This is a genomic window from Georgenia sunbinii, from assembly GCF_036421875.1.
In the GTDB taxonomy this organism is placed as follows: Bacteria; Actinomycetota; Actinomycetes; order Actinomycetales; family Actinomycetaceae; genus Georgenia_B; species Georgenia_B sunbinii.
On record NZ_JAZGOL010000009.1, the window covers coordinates 25,683 to 46,451 of the forward strand.

At 74.2% G+C, this 20,769-nt stretch carries 15 protein-coding genes; 5 read left to right on the top strand and 10 right to left on the bottom strand.

Annotation, left to right across the window (positions count from 1 at the left end; all coding sequences use genetic code 11):
• Window positions 1–139: 139 nt before the first annotated feature.
• From V2J52_RS15925 to V2J52_RS15935, 3 genes are read left to right on the top strand one after another with little or no spacing between them, the layout of a single operon-like run.
• The gene (locus V2J52_RS15925; protein ID WP_331228721.1) at window positions 140–1,480 is read left to right on the top strand and encodes a right-handed parallel beta-helix repeat-containing protein; all 1,341 of its coding nucleotides are present in this window, start codon (window positions 140–142) and stop codon (window positions 1,478–1,480) included.
• Window positions 1,477–2,310, top strand: coding sequence for a hypothetical protein (locus V2J52_RS15930; protein ID WP_331228722.1), 834 nt, complete (start codon window positions 1,477–1,479; stop codon window positions 2,308–2,310). Before V2J52_RS15925 ends, V2J52_RS15930 begins: the two co-directional genes overlap by 4 nt.
• Window positions 2,307–3,578: a Dyp-type peroxidase gene (locus tag V2J52_RS15935; protein ID WP_331228723.1), complete on the top strand. Its 1,272-nt coding sequence runs from the start codon at window positions 2,307–2,309 to the stop codon at window positions 3,576–3,578. Before V2J52_RS15930 ends, V2J52_RS15935 begins: the two co-directional genes overlap by 4 nt.
• A gap of 15 nt (window positions 3,579–3,593) precedes the next feature.
• Here V2J52_RS15935 and dapC read toward each other — a convergent pair whose 3' ends face one another.
• Window positions 3,594–4,736, bottom strand: a complete 1,143-nt coding sequence (dapC, locus tag V2J52_RS15940) for a succinyldiaminopimelate transaminase (protein WP_331228724.1) — start codon at window positions 4,734–4,736, stop codon at window positions 3,594–3,596.
• 5 nt (window positions 4,737–4,741) lie between these two features.
• On the bottom strand, window positions 4,742–5,059 hold the full coding sequence (gene fdxA, locus V2J52_RS15945; RefSeq protein ID WP_331228725.1) for a ferredoxin: 318 nt from the start codon (window positions 5,057–5,059) through the stop codon (window positions 4,742–4,744).
• 123 nt (window positions 5,060–5,182) lie between these two features.
• Between fdxA and V2J52_RS15950 the strand changes: the two genes are divergently transcribed.
• Window positions 5,183–5,413: a putative acetyltransferase gene (locus V2J52_RS15950; protein WP_331228726.1), complete on the top strand. Its 231-nt coding sequence runs from the start codon at window positions 5,183–5,185 to the stop codon at window positions 5,411–5,413.
• Window position 5,414: 1 nt separating this feature from the next.
• Here V2J52_RS15950 and V2J52_RS15955 read toward each other — a convergent pair whose 3' ends face one another.
• The 4 genes from V2J52_RS15955 to typA all read right to left on the bottom strand — a co-directional run bounded on the left by V2J52_RS15955 (window position 5,415) and on the right by typA (window position 11,218).
• The gene (locus V2J52_RS15955) at window positions 5,415–7,172 is read right to left on the bottom strand and encodes a VanW family protein (protein ID WP_331228727.1); all 1,758 of its coding nucleotides are present in this window, start codon (window positions 7,170–7,172) and stop codon (window positions 5,415–5,417) included.
• A 43-nt stretch (window positions 7,173–7,215) separates the two neighbouring features.
• On the bottom strand, window positions 7,216–7,719 hold the full coding sequence (locus V2J52_RS15960; RefSeq protein ID WP_331228728.1) for a flavin reductase family protein: 504 nt from the start codon (window positions 7,717–7,719) through the stop codon (window positions 7,216–7,218).
• Complete coding sequence (locus tag V2J52_RS15965) at window positions 7,716–9,233, bottom strand: PIG-L family deacetylase (RefSeq protein WP_331228729.1); 1,518 nt, start codon at window positions 9,231–9,233, stop codon at window positions 7,716–7,718. Before V2J52_RS15965 ends, V2J52_RS15960 begins: the two co-directional genes overlap by 4 nt.
• Before the next feature lie 71 nt (window positions 9,234–9,304).
• Window positions 9,305–11,218 carry a translational GTPase TypA gene (gene typA, locus V2J52_RS15970; RefSeq protein ID WP_331228730.1) on the bottom strand — a complete coding sequence of 638 codons (1,914 nt, stop codon included), beginning with the start codon at window positions 11,216–11,218 and terminating at the stop codon, window positions 9,305–9,307.
• 505 nt (window positions 11,219–11,723) lie between these two features.
• Between typA and V2J52_RS15975 the strand changes: the two genes are divergently transcribed.
• The gene (locus V2J52_RS15975) at window positions 11,724–12,788 is read left to right on the top strand and encodes a type IV toxin-antitoxin system AbiEi family antitoxin (RefSeq protein ID WP_331228731.1); all 1,065 of its coding nucleotides are present in this window, start codon (window positions 11,724–11,726) and stop codon (window positions 12,786–12,788) included.
• 160 nt (window positions 12,789–12,948) lie between these two features.
• Here V2J52_RS15975 and V2J52_RS15980 read toward each other — a convergent pair whose 3' ends face one another.
• The 4 genes from V2J52_RS15980 to V2J52_RS15995 are packed head-to-tail and all read right to left on the bottom strand — an operon-like array spanning window position 12,949 to window position 20,743.
• Window positions 12,949–13,632, bottom strand: a complete 684-nt coding sequence (locus V2J52_RS15980) for an ABC transporter ATP-binding protein (RefSeq protein ID WP_331228732.1) — start codon at window positions 13,630–13,632, stop codon at window positions 12,949–12,951.
• On the bottom strand, window positions 13,625–14,620 hold the full coding sequence (locus tag V2J52_RS15985) for an ABC transporter ATP-binding protein (RefSeq protein ID WP_331228733.1): 996 nt from the start codon (window positions 14,618–14,620) through the stop codon (window positions 13,625–13,627). Before V2J52_RS15985 ends, V2J52_RS15980 begins: the two co-directional genes overlap by 8 nt.
• Before the next feature lie 7 nt (window positions 14,621–14,627).
• Window positions 14,628–17,477, bottom strand: a complete 2,850-nt coding sequence (locus V2J52_RS15990; protein WP_331228734.1) for an FtsX-like permease family protein — start codon at window positions 17,475–17,477, stop codon at window positions 14,628–14,630.
• Window positions 17,474–20,743, bottom strand: coding sequence for an FtsX-like permease family protein (locus tag V2J52_RS15995; RefSeq protein WP_331228735.1), 3,270 nt, complete (start codon window positions 20,741–20,743; stop codon window positions 17,474–17,476). Before V2J52_RS15995 ends, V2J52_RS15990 begins: the two co-directional genes overlap by 4 nt.
• Window positions 20,744–20,769: the final 26 nt, after the last annotated feature.

A 20,769-nucleotide genomic window follows, 5' to 3' on the forward strand; every position in this document is an offset into this window, starting at 1 on the left:
CCGCAACCGAGGAGCCAGACAATCCGGGCGTGAAGGCGGGGTGAAACCGGGGTGAGACCCGGGTGACGAATGGTATGACGCAACGGATCCGCACGTGGCGCGCCGCCTGCGGCCCGCTCGGCCTCCATAGACTCGCACCATGCTTCTCCAGCGGTTCCGGGAGGGCCGCCGCGTCGCCGCGAGCGCTGCCCTGCTCGCCCTCGCCCTCGTCGGCTGCGCGGCGACCGGTCCGGCACCCGACGAGCCCGCGGCCGCCGAGGTCGACGACGAGCGGCCCCTCGTCCGGGTCCCCGAGGACGCCCCGACGATCTCCGCGGGCATCGACCTGGTGAGCCCTGGCGGCACGGTGCTGGTCGAGGCCGGCACCTACCCGGAGGAGGTGACCATCGACAAGGCGGACGTCACGCTGCGCGGCAGCGACCGCAACGCCACCGTGATCGACGGCGAGGGCCTGCGCAGCTTCGGCGTGTTCGCGCACGCGGACGGCGTGCGGATCGAGAACCTCACGGTGCACTCCACGCTCTTCTACGGCGTCCTCGTCACCGGGATGCACGACGAGAACGGACCGCTGGCGCACGGCGGGCCCGGCTACGTCGAGCTCGACCCGGCCGAGTTCCCGCCGGTGGAGCGGTTCCGGATCGACCACGTCACCGCCTACAACAACGGGCTCTACGGGATCTATGCCTTCAACGCCCGGCACGGCGTCATCACCGACTCCTACGCGTCCGGGTCGGCCGACTCGGGCTTCTACGTCGGTCAGTGCGAGGAGTGCGACATCCTCGTCACCGCCAACGTGGCAGAGCGCAACGCCATCGGCTTCGAGAACGCCAACGCCTCGGGCCCGCTGCTCATCGCGGGCAACCGGTTCTCCGGGAACCGGATCGGGATGACGCTGATCTCCAATTACCAGGAGGCCTTCACCCCCCAGCGCGGCAACGTCGCGGTCGGCAACCTGCTGTCGGCCAACGCCAGCGCCGACTCCCCCGCGCACGCGCTCGGCGGGTTCGGCGTGGGGCTGGCCATCACCGGCGGCCAGGGCAACGAGGTGCGGGACAACCGGATCGAGGACAACCCGGTGACCGGGATCCAGCTCGGCAACGCGGAGGACATCGCTGCCACCGGCAACCGCGTCACCGGCAACGTGCTCGCCGGCAACGGCATGGACCTGGCCGACGTCGCCGCCGCCCGTGCGCCGTCAGCGGACAACTGCTTCGAGGACAACGACGCGACGACGGCGTCCCCCGCCCTGCTGCTCGAGGCCGCGTGCCCCACGGGCGGCGGCGCCGGCGACGGCGTCCCGCAGCCCGAGGTCCCCGCCGGGATGAGCTTCCTGCAGGTGCCGGTGCCGCCGGCGCAGCCGACCCTGGCGGACACCGGGACCGACCAACCGCCGCTGCCGGCGACGGTCGACATGCCCGCCGCCTCCCAGTTCGGCCTGCCGCAGCCGTCCCTGCTCGCCGACCGCGCGGGCACGGCATGATCCGGCAGCTGCGGCGCATGGTGCCGGCGGCGGTGCTGACCGTCGCGCTGGCCGTCGGCGCCGGCGGCTGCACCGCCACCGACGCCACGGCCGAGGCGCCCGCCACCTCGGCCGGAGCCCGACCGCTGACCACCGACGAGTCGCAGCGCCTCGCCGCCATGCGGTTCCAGAACTTCGACGCCGGGGCACGGGCGATCGAGACCGAGGTGACCGACTCCGGCACCCGGTACACCGTCACTGGCTGGGTCGACTTCACCGCCGAGCTCGGGTACGGGCGGATCGAGGGCGCTGCGTCCGGGGCCAGCCTCCTCGCGTGGACCCACGCCGGGATCAGCACCTACGACGGCGTCCCTGCCGACGGCTCGGTGCCGCTGCCGCCGCCCGGCACCGCCGATGGCGCGCAGGGCTGGACCAGCTCGACCCTCGAGCCGGACGCCTCGCGGCTCCACGCGCTCCTCGCCGTCGTGCTCCACGCCGGCAGCGAGCGGCCCGACAACCCCCTCCTGCTGCAGCAGACCGACGCCCGGTGGCTGCGCACGGACACGCTCGACGGGCTGACCCTCGACGTGATGAGCGCCCCGACGGCCGACGTCGTCTACGTCCCGGAGACCTCCACGGCCGCCGGGGACGGCAGCGACTCCCCGCTGCGCTACTGGCTCGACGAGAGCGGCACCCTGCACCGGATGGAGGTGCGCCTCGGCGGCGCCGGCGAGTGGACCACCGTGGACCTCGCCGACGCCGACGGCGTGAGCTTCGCGGCGGCGTTCACCGACGAGGCCGGCACTGAGGAGGCCGGCACCGACGAGGCGGCCCCCGCGGGGGCACCGTGACACCGCCGGACGAGCCGGCCGCGCCCCGCGGGCCCGCGCCCCAGCCGGCGCCGGCGGCCGAGGCACCCAGCCGGCGGGGCGTCCTTCGCGCCATGGCGACCCTCGGCCTCGGCACCGGCATCGGTCTCGCGGGCGGGTTCGCCGGCGCGGGCGCCTTCACCTCGTCGGACGGCGCCGGCGCCACGCCGGATGCACCGGAGGCCGCGGCGACCGCCCGCCCGACCGGCGTGCCGCCCCACGGGCGGCACCAGGCGGGGGTCGACCGGCCGGGCACGCCCCAGGCCCACGGCTTCGTGCTCGTCCTCGCGCTGCCGGCCCTCACCGGCACGGCGCCCCGGGGCGCGACGACGCTACGCGACCTGTGCGCCACTGCCGGCGAGGCCGTCACCGCCGTCACCTCCGACGGCGCCGCGCGGGCGGGGCTCCTCGACGGGCCGGGCGACCTGAGCGTCACCATCGGGCTGGGGCCCCGGCTGGTCCAGCTCGTCGACGCGTCGCTGCCCGGCGCCGAGGACCTGCCCTCGTTCGCCGGTGACGACGGGATCGCCGGCAAGCACCGCGGCGGCGACCTCCTCGTCGCGGCCTACAGCAGCGACCCCAACGGCGCCGAGCTCGCGGCACGGTGGGTGGCCGCCCAGCTGCCCGGCGCACAGCCGCAGTGGTCCCAGCGAGGCTTCCGGGCGCCGGGGGCCGGCACCGTCACCCGCAGCCCGCTGGGCTTCCACGACGGCGTCATCGTGCCCCGCGGCGAGGCCGAGCTCGACGAGCACGTCTGGCTCACCGACGGCCCGCTGGCCGGCGGCACGATCTGCGTCGTCCGGCGCCTGCGGCTGGCCACCACCCGCTTCCGTGCCGAGCCGCTCGCCCGGCAGGAGGCGATCATCGGCCGCCGGCGCGCCGACGGCGCCCCGCTCTCCGGCGGCGGGCCGGACGACGAGGTGGACGTGCTGGCCAAGTCGGCCACCGGCGAGCTCCTCACCCCGGCCCGGTCGCACGCCCGGGCGGCCCACCCATCGTTCACCGACAGCCACCTCATGCTGCGCCGCGGGTACGCCTTCGACAACGGCGGCTCGGTCGGCGGCGACCCGGACGCCGGGCTGATGTTCATCTGCTTCCAGCGGGAGCTGCGCACCTTCGTGCAGACCCAGCACCGGCTCGACGAGACCGACGACCTCATGTCTTTCGCGACGCCGACCGCCAGCGCCACGTTCCTCGTGCTGCCCGGGTTCACCGCCGACCGGCCGCTGGGCGCGACGCTGCCGGGCTGACCGCCGGCCGCCCGCTCAGCCGTCGATCGGTGCCGACGCCAGCCGCTCCGCCGCCGCGGCGACCTGCTCGTCGGTGGCGGTGAGCGCGATCCGCACGTGGCGCGCGCCCGCGGCGCCGTAGAACTCGCCCGGGGCCACGAGGATGCCGCGCTCGGCCAGCGCAGCGACGATGCCGCGGCCGTCGAGCGTCGATCCTGCCGGCATCGACGCCCACAGGTAGAGGCCCGCCTCGTTCGTGGCGCCGATCTCAAGGCCCGCGGCGCGAACACCGGCGAGCAGCAGCTCGCGGCGGCGCCGGTAGGTCTCGCGCTGCGCGGCGACGTGCGCGTCGTCGCGCAGCGCCGCGCCCAGCGCTGCCTGCACCGGCGTCGGCATCATCATCCCGGTGTGCTTGCGGGTCGCTAGGAGCCGGTCGACGATCGCCGGGTCGCCGGCGGCGAAGGCGGCGCGGTAGCCGGCGAGGTTGGACTGCTTGCTGGCGGAGTACAGCACCAGCAGGCCCTCGTGGCTGCCGCCGGTGACCCGCGGGTCGAGCAGGCTCGGGACGCCGTCGCTCGCCCACGGCTCGCCCCACGCGAGCTCGGCGTAGCACTCGTCGCTGACGACCACGACGCCGCGCTGCCGCGCCCACGCGACCACCTTGGCCAGGTGCGCCACCCCGAGGACCTGCCCGGTGGGGTTGGACGGCGAGTTCAGCCACAGCAGCCGCACCCGCCCAGGGCCGACCGCCGTCGTCGCGTCCGCCGGCCACGGGGTCGCGCCGACCAGCCGGGCGCCGACGTCGTAGGTCGGGTAGGCGATCCGGGGATGGACGACGACGTCGCCCTCACCGAGGCCGAGCAGCCCCGGCAGGGCGGCGACCAGCTCCTTGGAGCCGATCGTCGGCAGCACGGCGTCCGGCGTGAGGTCGGTGACCCCGCGCCGTCGTGCGAACCAGTCGACGACGGCGCGGCGCAGCTCCTCGGTGCCATGGGTCGTGGGGTAGCCCGGAGCGTCCGCGGCGGTGACGAGCGCCTCCCGGACCACCGCCGGGGTCGGGTCGATCGGCGTACCGATCGACAGGTCGATGATCCCGCCGGGGTGCTGCCCCGCGCGCGCCCGCGCGCCGTCGAGGCTGTCCCACGGGAACTGAGGCAGCGCGTCGACGAACAGCCCCACCGCGCTCAGGCCTGCGGCGGCAGCGCGGCGACCATCGGGTCGTCCTTGTCGATGACGCCCATCTTCGCCGCTCCACCGGGGGAGCCGATGACGTCGAAGAACTCCACGTTCGCCCGGTAGTAGTCGGCCCACTGCTCGGGGGTGTCGTCCTCGTAGTAGATCGCCTCGACGGGGCAGACCGGTTCGCAGGCGCCGCAGTCGACGCATTCGTCGGGCTGGATGTACAGCATCCGGTTGCCCTCATAGATGCAATCGACTGGACACTCGTCGACGCACGAACGGTCCTTGACGTCGACGCACGGCTGCGCGATGACGTAGGTCACGGTTCCCTCCCTCTGCACGGCCGGCCGGCCGTGCCTGTCGGTGCCCGTCTAGTATCCCTCATAGCCGACGCCGCGCCGCCCCGAGGGCCACCCAGCGGTACGGCCGGTTGAGAAGGAGGCGTCGTGGCAGCGTTGTGGGCGGACTGGCCGGTCGGTACCCGGGTCGTCATCCGCTACCGGCTCGCCGAGGGCGGCTACTCCGACGCGCTCGGGGACCTGCTCGAGGCGGACGAGGACAGCGCCTTGGTCGCCACCCGCCGGGGCCCGGTCCGGGTGTCGGCGAGCGACGCCGTCGTCGGCAAGAAGGTGCCGCCGCCCCCGCCGCCGCGCCGGCGCCGCCCGCCGCCGAGCTGACCTACGGTGCCGAGCCGCAGACGACGCGGTCCCAGGGGATGTACCTCGTCGTCCAGGAGTTCTCCGCCACGACCTCGTCGCCGAGGGTCACCGTGCGGCTGACGTTGACGGTGAAGCCCCGCTCCGGCGAGCCGTGCGGCACGCAGCCGGCGGCGGAGCTGTAGACGGTCGTCGGCTGGGTGAAGTTGTACCGGTCGCTGGTCGTGGTCGACACGTCGAAGTGCTCGGTCCCCCACAGCCGGACGTGGAGCTCCCCGCCGGACACCCACGCCTGCACGAGCGCGCCGTAGGGCGTGGTGTTCTTCCACCGCAGGTCGATGCTCGGGGTGTACATCGTCGCCTCACGGCCCTCGGGGTACCGGGGGTAGTGGTGGGAGTGGGTCTGGAACTGCTCGAACTCCATCCCGGCGAAGAAGGCGGCGTTGAAGACCGTCGTGGAGACCTGCGACAGCCCGCCGCCCATCCCGCTGGTCTCCAGGCCGTCGACGACGACGCCGGAGGAGACGAACCCGCGCTCGGTGGTGATCGGGCCGAGCGACTCGATGAGGCTGAAGCTCTCGCCCGGCTGCACCAGGACGTTGGTGATCTTCTGCGCGCCGACCCGCAGGTTCTCGGTGCGCTGCGGGTCGTTGTGGAACGGGGTGGAGAACTCCGAGATCACCTCCACGACCCCCAGAGCCTCGGCGCCGGCGGTGGTGAGCTCCGGCTCGACCTCGGTGAGGGTGGCGACGGCGGTCCGGTCGGTGTCGGAGACCGCGGCGGCGGCCACCGCCTCGACGAGGACGTCGGTGTCGATGTCCATCCCGGTGGCGCCGGGCACGACCGTCGGGCTGCCGTCCTCGAGAACGATCCGCGCGTCACGGGCGGCGGTGGTGACCTCGGGGTCCCGGTCGAGCACGAGGTCGACGAGGGTCTCGCCGTCGAGCTCGAGCCGCAGCACGCCGTCGTCGCCGGCGCTGATGGCCGCCACCGCGGTGAGGTCCTGCGGGGTCAGCTCGATGAGCCGGTCATCGATGCTCACACTGACCGAGGACCGGGTCAGCGGCCGGGCGATCTCGTTCAGCGCAGTGCTCGTCGCCTCGGCGGTGACGTGCGGCTCGACCGCGGTGCCGGTGAGCTCGACCGGGTGCGGGCCGAGCAGCCACTGCTCGACCACCTCGTCGGCCGCGGCGTCGACGTCCACCGCCAGGCCGTCGACCGCCTCGGTGACCTGGGCCTCGCCGTCGAGCAGCTCGATGGCGCCGTCGACCGGAGCGACGTCGAGCCCCTCCGCGACGGTCGTCAGCTCGGCCTGCAATGCGTCCTCGTCGACCGTCACGACCGGGTCGACGTCGCTGCCGCCGAACAGGTGGGCGAACAGCACGCGGGGGTCGAAGGACAGCCCGCTGAGCCGGTCGACGGTCGCGGCGGCGTCCACCGCCAGCCCGGCGGCCACCGGGTCGAGCGTCGTCTGCGAGTCGCCCATCACCACCGGCACCGGCGCGGTGACGGCGTCGGCCAGGTCGGTCTCCAGCCGGCTGACGGCGTCAGCGGCAGGCAGCCCACCGATGTCGACCCCGGCGACGGTCGTGCCTCGCGGCACCCGCTCACCGAAGTACCACGCGGCGGCCAGGTACCCGCCGATGAGCACGACGAGGACCACGAGCGCGACGATCCAGCGCCGACGACGCCGGCCGTGGCTCCGGCGGTCTCGCCGACGGGTCTCCGCCTCGAAGCCGGCGAGCGGCGAGTCGTCGGTTCGCGTGGTGTCCGGGCTCATCGTCCTTGCCTCTCCTCGGGTGCGCCGCGGCGGCGCTCACCCGTCATGATCCGCCGAGCGGCCGCAGCCGCCCGAGGTGGTGCACCAGTGCCCCGGTCGCCGTCGACCCGAGCCGTGCGTCGAGGACGTCCCCGACGACGACGTCGTGGTCCCCTGCGGTCTTCACCCACGCCGTGCGGCACTCGAGCCAGCCCTGGGCGTCGTCGAGCAGCGCGGCGTCGCTGTGCGCGCCCCGGGAGTGCGCCACCCCGGTGAGCTGCCCGGCGGACGGGCGGCCCGGGCTGGCGAGCCGGTCGGCCGCCACCCGCGCCTCGCCGTCGAGGAGGCTCACCGCCCAGGTGTCGACGTCGTCGAGCGCCTCGCGGAACCGGGCGTCGCGGTGGACGCTGAACAGGATCATCGGCGGGCGCAGCGAGACCGAGTGGACGGAGTTCGCGGTCATCGCGAGGTCCAGCGCCCCCTGGCGCAGCGAGACGACGGTGACGCCGGCCGCCAGCCGCTGCATCACCGCGCGGTAGCTCTCGACGAAGTCTTCGGTCGCGGTCATCGCCCCACCCCGGTGCCGGCGAACCAGCGCCGCGGCAGGAACGCGGCCACGAAGCACATCACTGGTGCGCCGAACAGCCACACGTACCCGATCGGCTGGCCGGTGACGATGACGTCGGCGCCGGGCCGGATGAACGCCATCGCCTGGGTGGTCATGACGACGGCAAGCACGGTGGTCAGCAGCCCGCTGCCGGCGGCGACCGCACGCGCGGTGACCGCGCCGGCGAGGACGCCGACGAGCCCGACCGCCATGCCCACCGGCCAGCCGCCGAGCTCGTACCGGTGGACGGCGGTGCCGAGCATCGCCATGACGACCCCGACGACGGCGCACATGACGATGGCCGCAGCCCCGCCACCGGTGATGAGGCGGTCCATGCGGGCGCTGGCCGCGCCGGTGCCGATGGCTGCCCGGCGTGGGTCGACCGGCGTGGAGCCGAGGCTCGGGCTCGGGACGGTCGCGGCGGTGAGCACCGCGACGAGGTCGGCGGCGCCGTCGAAGCCGGGGGCCACCCGGATGTAGGCACGGTCGAGCAGCGGCATGAGGACGTTGTTGCTCAGCGCGAACCGCCCCGCCAGCAGCGGTTGGCCGGCGATCGGGGCGACCGCCTGGACCTGGGTGCGGTGTGCCCGCAGCGCGCCCAGCACCCGGTCGACGACCGCCGTCGCGTCGACCACCGCGGTGATCTCGGCGGTGGGCACGATGAGACCCGGCAGCTCGGTGCCGGCCGGCTCGGCGTCACCCAGGTGGGTGACCACGAGCGGACGGCCGTCGGCGCCGAACAGGCTCGTCGCCGGGACGCCGTCGTCGTCGCCGTGGCCCGGGGCCGCGAGGTGACGGCCGAGCCGATCGACCGCCTCGCGGAGGTCGGGCTCCGCCTGCGCGACCCACAGCACGGTGGAGACCTGCCAGGACGGCAGCCCGTCGAGCGGGTCCGCGGCGTCGCCGGCCGGCGGGGACCAGGGCTCCTGCGCGGCGGCGATCTCCACGGCGCGCATCGCCACCCGGTGGGCGTGGACGTGGTCGGGATGGCCGTAGCCGCCGGTGGGCTCCTCGGTGAGCAGCACGGTCGGCCGCAAGTGGCGGATGACGACGGCGAGCAGCCGGGCGGCCAGCTCGACGTCGACCCGGCTGAACGCGTCGGGGCCGGCGTCCGGCACCGGGCCGGCGATGCCGGGAGCGACCCACGTCATGCCGGAGTCGACGAACCTGGCCGGGCGATGGCCCTCCAGGCCGGGGACCTGGTCGAGGAACAGGTGCCGGTCGACGCCCAGCTCGGTCAGCGCCGCCGCGAGCTCGGACTCGCGGCGCGCGGCAAGCGCTCCGCCGTCGCCCGCGAGGTGGGCCAGCTCGGGCGGGATGACCTCGCCACGCTCGCCGCGGGTGCAGCTGACGACCGAGACGTCGACGCCGGCCGCGACCGCGACCGCGAGGGTGGAGCCGGCGGCGATCGTCTCGTCGTCGGGGTGGGCGAAGACCCCGAGCAGCCGGTGTCGGCCGGCAAGGTCGGTGCTCATCGCCTCATTGTCCCTTCCGTCGGTGCCTCGCGGACCGACGGCACGTCACGCGCGCCGTCGGCCCCGCGAGGTCAGACGCTGGCGCGCCGCTCCCGAGCGACGGACTTGGAGCGGTCGGCGCGGTCGAGGATGACCTTGCGGATCCGCACCGACTCCGGCGTCACCTCGACGCACTCGTCGTTGTTGGCGAACTCCAGCGACTCCTCGAGCGTGAGCTTGCGCGGCGGCACGAGGTTTTCGAAGGTGTCGGACGCCGCGGCCCGCATGTTCGTCTGCTTCTTCTCCTTGGTGATGTTCACGTCCATGTCGTCACCGCGGGAGTTCTCACCGACGACCTGGCCCTCGTACACCGCGGAGGTCGGCTCGACGAAGAACGAGCCGCGCTCCTGCAGGTTGATCATCGCGAACGGGGTCACCGCACCGGCGCGGTCGGCGACCATCGAGCCGGAGGTCCGCAGCTCGATCGGGCCGAGCCACTGCTCGTAGCCCTCCGCGATCGACGCCGCGATGCCGGTGCCGCGGGTCTCGGTGAGGAACCGGGTACGGAAGCCGATGAGGCCGCGGGCGGGCACGACGAACTCCATGCGCACCCAGCCGGTGCCGTGGTTGGCCATCGTCTCCATGCGACCCTTGCGGGAGGCCATCAGCTGGGTGACGGTGCCGAGGAACTCCTCGGGGACGTCGATGGTCATCCGCTCCATCGGCTCGTGGACCTTGCCGTCGACCTCGCGGGTGACGACCTGCGGCTTGCCGACGGTGAGCTCGAAGCCCTCACGGCGCATCTGCTCGACGAGGATCGCCAGCGCGAGCTCGCCACGGCCCTGGACCTCCCAGGCGTCGGGGCGCTCGGTGGGCAGGATCTTCAGCGAGACGTTGCCGATGAGCTCACGGTCGAGGCGGTCCTTGACCTGGCGGGCGGTGACCTTGGCGCCCTTGACCTTGCCGGCCAGCGGCGAGGTGTTGATCCCGATGGTCATCGAGATCGCCGGGTCGTCGACGGTGATGAGCGGCAGCGGCCTCGGGTCGTCGAGGTCGACGAGCGACTCACCGATGGTGATCTCCTCGATCCCGGCGACGGCGACGATCTCGCCGGCGTCGGCCCGGTCGGTGGGCACGCGGTCCAGCGCCTCGGTGCGCAGCAGCTCGGAGATGCGGACCGGCTTGACGGTGCCGTCACGCCGCGCCCAGCCGACGGTCTGGCCCTTGTGGAGCGAGCCGTTGTAGACCCGCAGCAGCGCGAGGCGGCCGAGGAACGGGGAGGCATCGAGGTTGGTCACGAGCGCCTGGAGCGGGGCGCCCTCCTCGTAGGTGGGCGCCGGGATGGTGTCGAGGATGGTGGCGAACAGCGCCTCGAGGTCCTCGCTGTCGGGCAGCTGGCCGTCGAGGGGCTGCGCGAGCGAGGCGCGACGGGCCTTGGCCGAGGCGTAGACGACCGGGACCTCGAGGATGGCGTCGAGGTCGAGGTCGGGGACCTCGTCGGCCAGGTCTCCGGCGAGCCCGAGGAGCAGGTCGGTGGCCTCGGCGACGACCTCGGTGATCCGCGAGTCGGGCCGGTCCACCTTGTTGACGACGATGATCACGGGCAGCTTGGCGGCCAGCGCCTTGCGCAGCACGAAGCGGGTCTGCGGCAGCGGACCCTCGCTGGCGTCGACGAGCAGCACGACGCCGTCGACCATCGACAGCCCGCGCTCCACCTCGCCACCGAAGTCGGCGTGACCAGGGGTGTCGATGACGTTGATCGTCACGCCGTCCGGGGCGCCGGCGGCTGCGGCCGCGGGGCCCTTGTAGTGGACGGTGGTGTTCTTCGCGAGAATGGTGATGCCCTTCTCGCGCTCGAGGTCACCGGAGTCCATCGCCCGCTCGTCCACGTGCTGGTGTCCGCCGAAGGCGCCGGACTGCCACAGCATGGCGTCGACCATCGTCGTCTTCCCGTGGTCGACGTGGGCGACGATGGCGACATTTCGCAGATCATGGCGGACAGGCATACGCAGCACTCGATTTCTCGGCGAAGGGGTGCCCGGCTGGCGCAGATGTTGCGGCCGTCGGCAGCGCCCCTGTGAGGGCCGGCACTGCGGTACGGAACGCGGTGTTACACCGGTTGCGCCGAGCATGATGGCACCCGAGGCCCGAGTGCCGCCGGTCAATCTTACAGCCACCCACGGATCCTTGCCTACGCCGCCCACCTATGCCGCACACCACTCCCCCGGCGCCGCCCCGCGGCGCCCGCCCCACATCGCTCGGCTCGCGGCCCCCGCCCCGCGGCCGGTGGACCGGGGTTTCCGATCATCATCCGGGGTGCCGCACATCGGAGATTGAGGCGAACCCCCGAAGCACCCGGCGGCGCCAACCCGCCTCCGCGCACGGCGCTCCCACCACCTGCGCATTCTCACCATCCAGCTCGTGGCTCCACAGGGCGGGGCGGATGTGCAGCCGTCCACCGCGGGCGCACCAGCCGACGCCTGCGGACACGGCCGCGCGCCAGGCTCGGGCATGGCACTGACCATCTCCCCACGCCCCGTTCCTCGGATCGTCCTCAGCCGCGAGCTCGGGATCAACGCCGCGCGCGAAGCACGCAAGCTCGGCTATGTCGCGGTCGCCCGCGGCGCGTTCGTCGAGCCGCTCACCGCTGCCAAGCCCTGGGAGCAGACCGAGCACCTCGCCCTGGCCGGGATCGCCGCTGCGACCTTGCGGCTGTCCCCCAAGGCAGTGATCAGCCACGCCAGTGCCGCCCTTCTCCACGGGTTGTGGGTGCTCGACCCCGAGACGCGCACGCACGTCACTCACCCCACGAGGGTCCACCGCCCGCCCGACGCGCTCCACCGCCACTGCCTGACACTCCCCGACGACGACGTCACGGAGGTCGACGGGCGGCGAGTCACCACCGTTGCCCGGACGATCGTCGACTGTGCGAAGTCGATGCACCCGCGCGAGGCACTGCCGATCGCCGACAGCGGTATGCGGCTGCTGCTCGCACCATCCCCACGCAACCGCACCGTCGACCTGGCGGCGATGCAGCACCTTCGCACCCGGCTTCTCGAGCTGGTCGAGATGGGGCCGCACCACGGTCGCCGTCAGGCACGCGAGATCATTCGCTGTGCCCACCCGCTGGCGGAAGCGCCTTACGAGTCCGTCGTCCGCTGGGTTGCGATCTCTCACGGTCTCCCGCTCCCAACGCTGCAGCAGCGGTTCGACATCGACCGTAAGGTCTTCTTCGTCGACCTGTGCTGGCACCTGCAGCTCATCCGCGACGGCCAGTGCGTCGGCCTGGTCGTCCTCCTCGTCGAGTACGACGGCGATATCAAGTATCGCGCTGGCGACGGTCTCGACCCACTCGCTAACGCACAGCACGCCGTGGACACGGTGATGGCCGAGAAGCGGCGCGAAGACCTGCTCCGCACAGTCCGCCACGCAACTATCATCCGGCTCGACCGCCACGACGTCCGCGACGCCGACGCCCTCTTCCGCAAGCTGTGCGCCTCGCTGCCGGCGCGGACGGTTGCGCAGCTCCGACCGGTCCCCGCACTACTAGGTCCGCTACCCAAGCGTCGCGGCTGACCGGGGGTTTCCCTCATATCCGCGTGATCCAGCCCCCGGACGATGATCGGAACCCCCGGTTCACCAGGAAGGCGGAAGACGGGAGGCGGACGAGGCGGGCGGCGGGAGGCGGGCGGCGGGAGGCGGACGGCGCGGGAGGCGCGCGGGAGGCGCGGCGGGATCAGGCGGGTGCCAGGGTGCCGTCGTGGAGCTCGACGACGGCGTCGGCGCGGGCCATGAGGACGGGGTCGTGCGTGGAGACCACTGCTGCCAGGCCGCGGCTGCGGGTGAGGTCGTGGAGCAGGTCCATGATCGAGGCGGCGGTCGCGGAGTCGAGCTGGCCGGTGGGCTCGTCGGCGAGAAGGACCTGCGGGTCGGAGACCAGCGCCCGCGCGATGCCGACCCGCTGCTGCTGGCCCCCGGACAGCTCGTAGGGCCGCTGCTTCACGTGCCCGGAGAGTCCCACGAGCTCCAGCACAGCCGCGACCCGCTCGTCCCGCTCGGCCGGTGCGACCTCGAGCAGCCGTAACGGGATCTCGACGTTCTCCGCGGCCGACAGCACGGGGATGAGCCCGAAGGACTGGAACACGTAGCTGACCTGGGTGCGGCGCACCTCCAGCACGTCCTTCTCCGGCAGCGCGGACAGCTCGCGCCCGTCGCCGAGCAGCACGCGGCCGCTCGTGGGCCGGTCGAGCCCGCCGAGCAGGTTGAGCAGAGTCGTCTTCCCGGAGCCCGACGGCCCGCGCACGACCACCAGCTCGCCGGGCCGCGCCGCGATGCTCACGTCGGTGAGCGCGTGCACGTCCCCGGCGCCGGTCGAGAAGACCCGGCTCACGCCCTCGGCGCTCAGCAGTGGCTCAACCATCGTTCTCCTCCGAACGGTCACGCAGTGCTCGTCGGCTCGGTCGCCCCGTGCCCGACGACGGCGTAGCAGGCAGTCCCGGCCCGTCGTCCCCAGCCCGCCGCGCCCCGTCGGGCCAGACGCCGACGTGGTCAGTCTCCAGCGCCAGGCGTACCCGGTCGCGCAGCTCGAGCGCGGAGACGAACTCCTCGGGCAGCTGCAGCCGTCCGGCACGGTCCATCACCGCGAACTCCTCGGCGACGTGCACCTCCGTCCCGGTGTGGTCGACCTCGGTGCGGCGCAGCACCTCGGTCGACGTCCGGCCGTCACGGATCTGGACCGTGCGCCGCACGTGCTCGGAGACGGTCGGGTCGTGGGTGACGATGAGCACGGTGACACCGAGCCGCTCCGACGCCGAGCGCAGGGCGTCGAGTACCTCGGCACTGGTGGCGTCGTCGAGCTCGCCGGTGGGCTCGTCGGCGAGCAGCACCCGCGGCGAGTTCGCCAGCGCCACCGCGATCGCGGTCCGCTGCTGCTCGCCGCCGCTCAGCTGCTCCGGGCGGCGGTCGCGGCAGTGCTCGATCCCGAGGACCTCGAGCAGCTCGTCCACCCGCGCGGCCCGCGCTGCGGCCCCGGCGAGGACGAGCGGCACCGCGATGTTCTGCGCCGCGGTGAGGTAGGGCAGCAAGTTCCGTGAGGTCTGCTGCCACACGAAGCCCACGGTGTGGCGCTGGAACCGCACCCGTGCCGCCCGGCTCATGGTGCCGAGGTCGGTGCCGGCGACGATCGCCGAGCCCCCGGTCGGCCGGTCCAGCCCGGAGAGGATCGAGAGCAGCGTCGACTTCCCCGAGCCGGAGGCGCCGACGATCGCGACGACGTCACCGCGGTCGACCCGCAGCGTGAGTCCCTGCAGCGCCTGTACCTCCACCCCCTCGGTGGAGAAGATCCGCACGAGGTCCTGGCAGACGATGTCGGGCCCGTCCCCGGTCACCGCCGGTGCTGTCGTGGTCATGTCGGCCTCATCTCTCCTCACCCATCCGCAGCTCGGTGGCCGTGTCGGCCCGGCTGCTCATCATGGTGGACACCGCGATCGCGAGCGCGGTCGCCACCGCTACCCCACCGAGCACCCCGCCGATGACCAGCGGGTCGAGCACGAGCGCCGGCTGCTCCTCGCCGCCGGTGAGCGCACGCAGGTCCATCGCGCCGAGCACCACCCACGGCACGACGACGCCGAGCACCCCACCGGCGATGACGGCGACGACGGCGAGCGGGCCCAGCTCCCACGCGACGACCCCGCGGGCCTGGCGTCGGTCCAGCCCGAGGGTGCGCAGCACGGCCAGCAGCCGGGAACGCACCGGGGCACCGAGCAGCTGGGTCATGACCACCGCGACGAGCACGAGCAGCACGCTGAGCACGACGGCGACCGTGATCGCGGCGTTCATCCCGCCGGCCATCGGGGAGGCGAGGAAGTTGCTCGCGTCCCCGGCCGGGTTCTGCGCCTTGGCGACCGGCTCGACGTCCCGGATCTGCTCGAGCACGGCGGTCGGGTCCTCGCCGTCGGCGACGTCGACGAGCAGCGTCCGCGCGAGCGGGTCGCGGCCACCGGCGGCCGCGAACGCGGCGCGGTCGACGGCGACGAACTCGCTGCCCGTACCGGTGCCGGCCAGCGCGTCCACGGTGGCGACGACACGCAGCGTCACGCTGCCACCGGCGGTCAGCGACACCTCGCTGCCGACCTCGGCGCCGAGCATGTCCGCGGCGGCCGTGGCGAGCACCGCCGGGACCGGCGCGGCCGCGTCGCCATCAGTACCCGCTCCGACCAGCTCATCGGGCAGCTGGTCGATCCCGATCCCCTCGCGCTGGACGTCCCGCAGCGCGTCCGGGTCGACGAGCACGAGGTCGAGGCGCTCGCCGGCAGCTCTGACGGTGCCGCCGTCGGCCACCGCGGTGGTGTGCTCGACACCAGGGATGGCCTCGACCGCGGTGACCTGCTCGGCGTCGAACACCGGTCCGGTGAGCCGCAGGTCGGCGCCCACGCTCTGCCAGGCGGTGGTCTGCACCCCCGTGCTGACGGTCGAGGAGAGCACGGCGGAGAACACCGCGACCGACACCCCGATGACGAGCGCGATCGCGGGCACCAGCCCCCCGGCCGGCTCGCGGACCGCTCGAGCAGAACCGAGGAAGGCAGTGACGCCGCGGCGGCGGTGGAGCACACCTGCGAGCGCCCGCACCGGCAACGGGTAGAGCCGCAGCACGAGCACGCAGGTCGAGACCGCCAGCAGGAGCGGCGCCGCCGTGAGAAGGACGTCGGTCTGCCCCTCGCCCGGCTCGACGCCGCGCTGGCGCAGCAGCACCAGGGCCGCGGCGGTGGCCCCGAGGACGACGACCTCCACGATCCACCGCCACCGGCTGCGCTGCGTGCCGAGGTCGGCGCGACCCTCGCGCAGCCCGCGAGGTGAGGTGGCGGCAGCGAGCATGACGGCCGGCGCCACGGCGACGAGACCGGTGAGGACGAGGTCCGACGGCGAGGTGCGGCCGGGCAGCAACGCGATGGCGCCGGCGGCGCCGAGGGCAGCGGCCGGCACCCCGATGGCGAGCCCCTCGAGGGCGAGCATGCTGCGCAGCTGCCCACCGGAGCCACCGCGGGCGGACAGCAGCGCGAGCGCGGAGCGGCGCCGGGAGATGAGCAGGGTAGCGCCGAGGAAGAACACCGCCAGCGTGACGCCGAGCGGCCCGGCGGCGACGATCGCCAGCACCGTCGAGGTCACCGCCTGCTGCTGCTGGATGCGGTCGAGGACGTCGCCCAGCCCGGTGGCGAACCGGACCTCTACCTCGCCGCCACCCCCTGGCATCGGCGCCGGCCCGTCGGTCGCCCCGTCCTGCGAGCCGGCACCCCTGCTGCCCAGCGGCTGGGGCGCGGTGAAGTTGACGACCTGCGCCGCGGCGCTGGTGACGTCCGCGGCGGACAGCTCCTCGACGTCGAGCGGGTACCACACCTGCGTGGAGAAGGTCATCGGCACGGAGTCCGCAGGGAACCAGCCGCTCCACGTCGGATTCATGTAGGCCGCGGCGTGCCCGGAGGTACCGAGGTTGAGGTCGTCGATGATGTACGGCTCGGCCGAGAACGGGTTGTGCACCCAGTAGCCGGAGTCGAGGTCGTCCGCCTCGAAGGTGCCGGTGAGCAGCAGCGGCATCGGGTGGCCGGCCGCCTGCCGCTCGGTGCCGACCTCCCACTCGAGCGCCTCGGCCGCCGGCGCGGAGAGCGCGACCTCGAACGGTCCCATCGCTGCCACGGCCGCGGCTTCGAGCTCGGCGTAGTCGTCGGCCATGAGCTCGCCACGTTCGGCGTCGGTCAGGTCGGCGAACGGGTCGAGCAGCACCGGGGCGTCCGGCCACTCGCCGTCGACGAGTGTGACGTCGTCCTCGAGCTGCGGCTCGACCTTGAGACTGACGTCCTGCCTCCCGATCGCGGCACCCTCGGGCACGACGAGCTGTAGCCGCGAGGTCATCACCCAGAACCGGGGGTCGCCGAGCATGCTCCGCAGCGGCTGCGGCTGCTCGGCGCGCAGCTCCTCCAGCGCCACGTGGATGCCACCGACGTTCTCCTCGACCGCCGGCTCGAACGGGGTGCTGCCCGGCTCGGGGATCTCGAACGACGGCCACATGCTGGGAAGAACGCCGACGACGTCGCGATCGAGGGCGCTGGCACCGGCGATCTCGTGGGTGGTCTGGCGGTCGTCGACGTCGGCGAGCAGCCGGGGCCAGGCGGTGACGACGCCGGCGACGAGCAGCACGAGCAGCACGAGCGCGACCGGCACCGAGCGGTGCGCGGCGGCCTGCCGGCGGGTGAGCCGGAGCAGTCCCCTCATCGGACCTCCTCCCGGTACTCGGCGTCCAGCGCCTGCGCCCGCACCCGGGCGGCGACGACGACGGCGACGACGACCAGTCCGGCGGCGAGCACGGCGAGCAGCAGGAGTGCGGGCGCGAGCTCGAGGTGGCGGCCCAGCGGGAGCGCGGTGGACTCGGTGGCGGCGGCCCGCGCGAGGGTCGGCACGAGCAGCGCCGCGGCGGCCCAGCCCGCAGCCACGCCGAGCACGGCCCCGAGCGCGCCGACGCCGAGCAGCTCGGCCGAGCGGGACCGTGCCTGGCGCCCGGGCGGCAGGCCGAGCGCACGCAGCACCATGACCTCGTTGCGACGCTCCCGCGCGAGGGCGAGGGCGACCGCCGCGACGCCGGTGAGCGCCAGCAGCACCGCGCCGGCGGCGGTGATCCAGAAGGTCTCGCGCACCGAGGCCGCGGAGTCGGTGAGGTCGTCCCCGGCGACGTCGGTCACGGCCTGCGGGCCGCCGACCGTCCGAGCGGCGTCGGCGACCTCACGTGCGGCGGCGACGTCGCCGACGAGGTCCGGCTCGAGGGCGAGCCACACGTCGCCCGGCAGCAGCACGCTGCCCTGCTCCCCGAGCAGGTACCTGCTGAGCGCGCCGAGGTCGAGCAGCACGGCGTCCGCCTCGAGCCCGCCCGGGACCGCGGGGACGATGTCGCTGACCGTGATGGCGATGCCCGCTCCGCGCAGGTGCACGGTGGCGCGGTCGCCGGCACCGAGGTCGGCAGTTATCGCGAGGTGCTCGCTGAGGACCGCCGGGACCTGCGCCGGTGGCGGCTCGGGGACCAGCCGCAGCAGGAGTGCGGGGTCCGGCAGCTGCCAGTCGTAGCGGACGGTGCCCGTGATGCCGATGCTGCCTGCCGGCTCGAGCTCGGTGACCGCGGGCTCGGCAACCCGCGCCCAGGCGGCGTCGCCCAGCGCGAGGTCCTCGCCGTCGGCCGTCACCGAGCGCACCTCGTAGGAGAGCTCGGTGTCGACCTGGTAGCGCTGGAGGCCGACGTCGAGCGCGACCACTCGGTACTCGTCGGGTCCCGGCAGCGCGACCCGCAGGGTGTGCTCGGCGGGCTCCGGGCCGACGTCGGGGCCGCCGGTGCCTTCCGGTTGGACGGTGAGCGGGTCGGCGGTGAGCATGCTCGGGGCGCCGTCCCCGTCGAGCACCCAGAGCGTCGTACGCAGCTCGGTCGTCCCCCGCCGGGCGGACTCGGCGCCGGCCGCGACGATCTCCTCGGCCTCCGCCTCGGTCAATCCTTCGCTGAGGAGGTACTCACGCTCCGACTGGCGCGACTCCTCCTCGGCGGCGAGTGCCTCGGGAGTGGTCGCCACCAGCGCCCGGACCGTGAGCTCGAGCGTCTCGGTGCCGGCGGGCACGACGATCCCGGCACCAGCCTCTGGCGCGAGCCCGGCGGAAGCGGGGCCGAGCCCGCTCCGCTCCGGGACCCGCATGACCTCCGTGAGCCGCGCGGTGTCCAGCGCGGTCACCGCCACCGGCAGCTCGCCGAAGGTCCCGCTGCCGCGCAGCACCACCCCCGCGCCCTCGACGCCGGCCAGCCCGGCGTAGGGCAGCGCGGACACGGACTGCGGCTGGGCGAGACGCGAGGTCGCGCCGGTGGGGACCGTCACCCGGACATCGGTGCCGACCGCGAGCGCCGACACCTGCTCGCGCTGGGTGACGGTGGCACCGGCGAACGACGACGCGACCGTGGTCGCCGCCGCCGCGAGCACGACGAGCACGAGCGGGACGGCGTAGGCCCGCACCCGCCGCGAGACTTGCCGGGCCGCCAGCACCCCGGCCAGCCCGCGGGACCGTGCCCGGGTCGCGGCCACCACCTGCGTGAGCGGCCCGAGCAGCACGAGGGCGAGCATCGCGAGCGCGCCCAGCACCGCACCGAGGGAGACGACGGCGAGGACGTCGGCCTGGGTGGTGCCGTCATCGGCCGTGATGAGGGGGCTGCCGTGCCGCAGCAGCTGCCAGGACGAGAGCACCGCGGCGGCCGCAGCCAGCGCGACGCTCCCGACGGCGGCGGCGCTCTGCAGCCGGCCGGACCGGTCGGCGACCAGCCGGCGGGCGACCGCCCGGGCCTGCAGCCCGGCGACCACCGTGCCACCGGCGAGCGCCAGGACCGCGACGACGGCCCCGACGGCGAGGACGAGCCCGCGCTCCGCTGCCCCGCCGTCGAGCCGGCCGACGACGACGAGCGCCACCGCGGTCCCCAGGGCTGCCCCGAGCACCGAGACGACGGCGATCTCGGCGCCCGACCACAGCGTCACCTGGCGCGGGTGGGCGCCTCGCGCCACGAGGATCTCCACCTCCCGCGAACGTGCCAGCCCCAGCAGGCGCACGACCTGGACGAGCGCGACGAGGGAGATGATCGCGAGCAGCGCGACCGGCACGAGGCCGACGGCCGCCGCGGTGCTGGTGGCCAGCTCGAGCTCGGCCAGCGTCTGGGCGAGCGTGCCCTCGATCGTCAGGCCGCGCACGGCGACGGCGTTGTCGAGCGCGTGGTCGAGCTCGGCCATGCCGGCCTGCAGCCCGGGCAGGTCGGCCACGCTGAGGTCGGCGGCGCGCGGGTAGATCGTCCAGCGGACGAAGGGGGCGGGATCGACGTCGGTGATCGTCTCGGCCCCGGTGAGGAGCGGGCCGTAGGTGGTGCCGTCGGCGCCGGCCGCGACCATCGGGTCGGCGAACCACGCACGAGCCTCGGGGTCCAGCGCCTGCCACGTGCCGCTGACCGTGAGGGTGGTGTCCCGGAGGGTGAGCACGGTCCCCGGCTCGAGGCCGGAGTCTGCGGCGCTCTGCTCGGGCACGAGCACCTCGCCGGCGCCGGGCAGGTCACCGGTGACCGTGATGTCGGCCGGGTCCGCGGGCAGCTCGCCGAGGACCACCCGTACCTGCACCGGCTCGGCCTCGCCGCCGGCGCCGCCGTCAGCGCCGGCGACCGTGGCCGACGCCGGCTCGGTACGCAGGGCACGAGCGACGTCGAGCTCGGTCCCGCCGAGGTGCCGGGCGACGGCGGCGCGCAGGGCCGCGTCCTGAGCCGGGGCGTCCTCAGCGATCCGGGTCTGCACCTGGATCCCGGCGGCGGTGGGTGCGGCGTCCTCGAGGGTGTCGTGCACCGTCGCGACGCTCGCGGCCCGGGTGTAGCCGATGCTGCCGGCGAGGACCGCCGCGACGCAGGTGACGAGGATGAGCAGCGTCAGCAGCGTCCCCGCCTGCGCGCGGGCTCGGCGCAGCAGGAGACCAGGCACCCTCATCGCGGCTGTTCTCCTTCCCGCCCGTC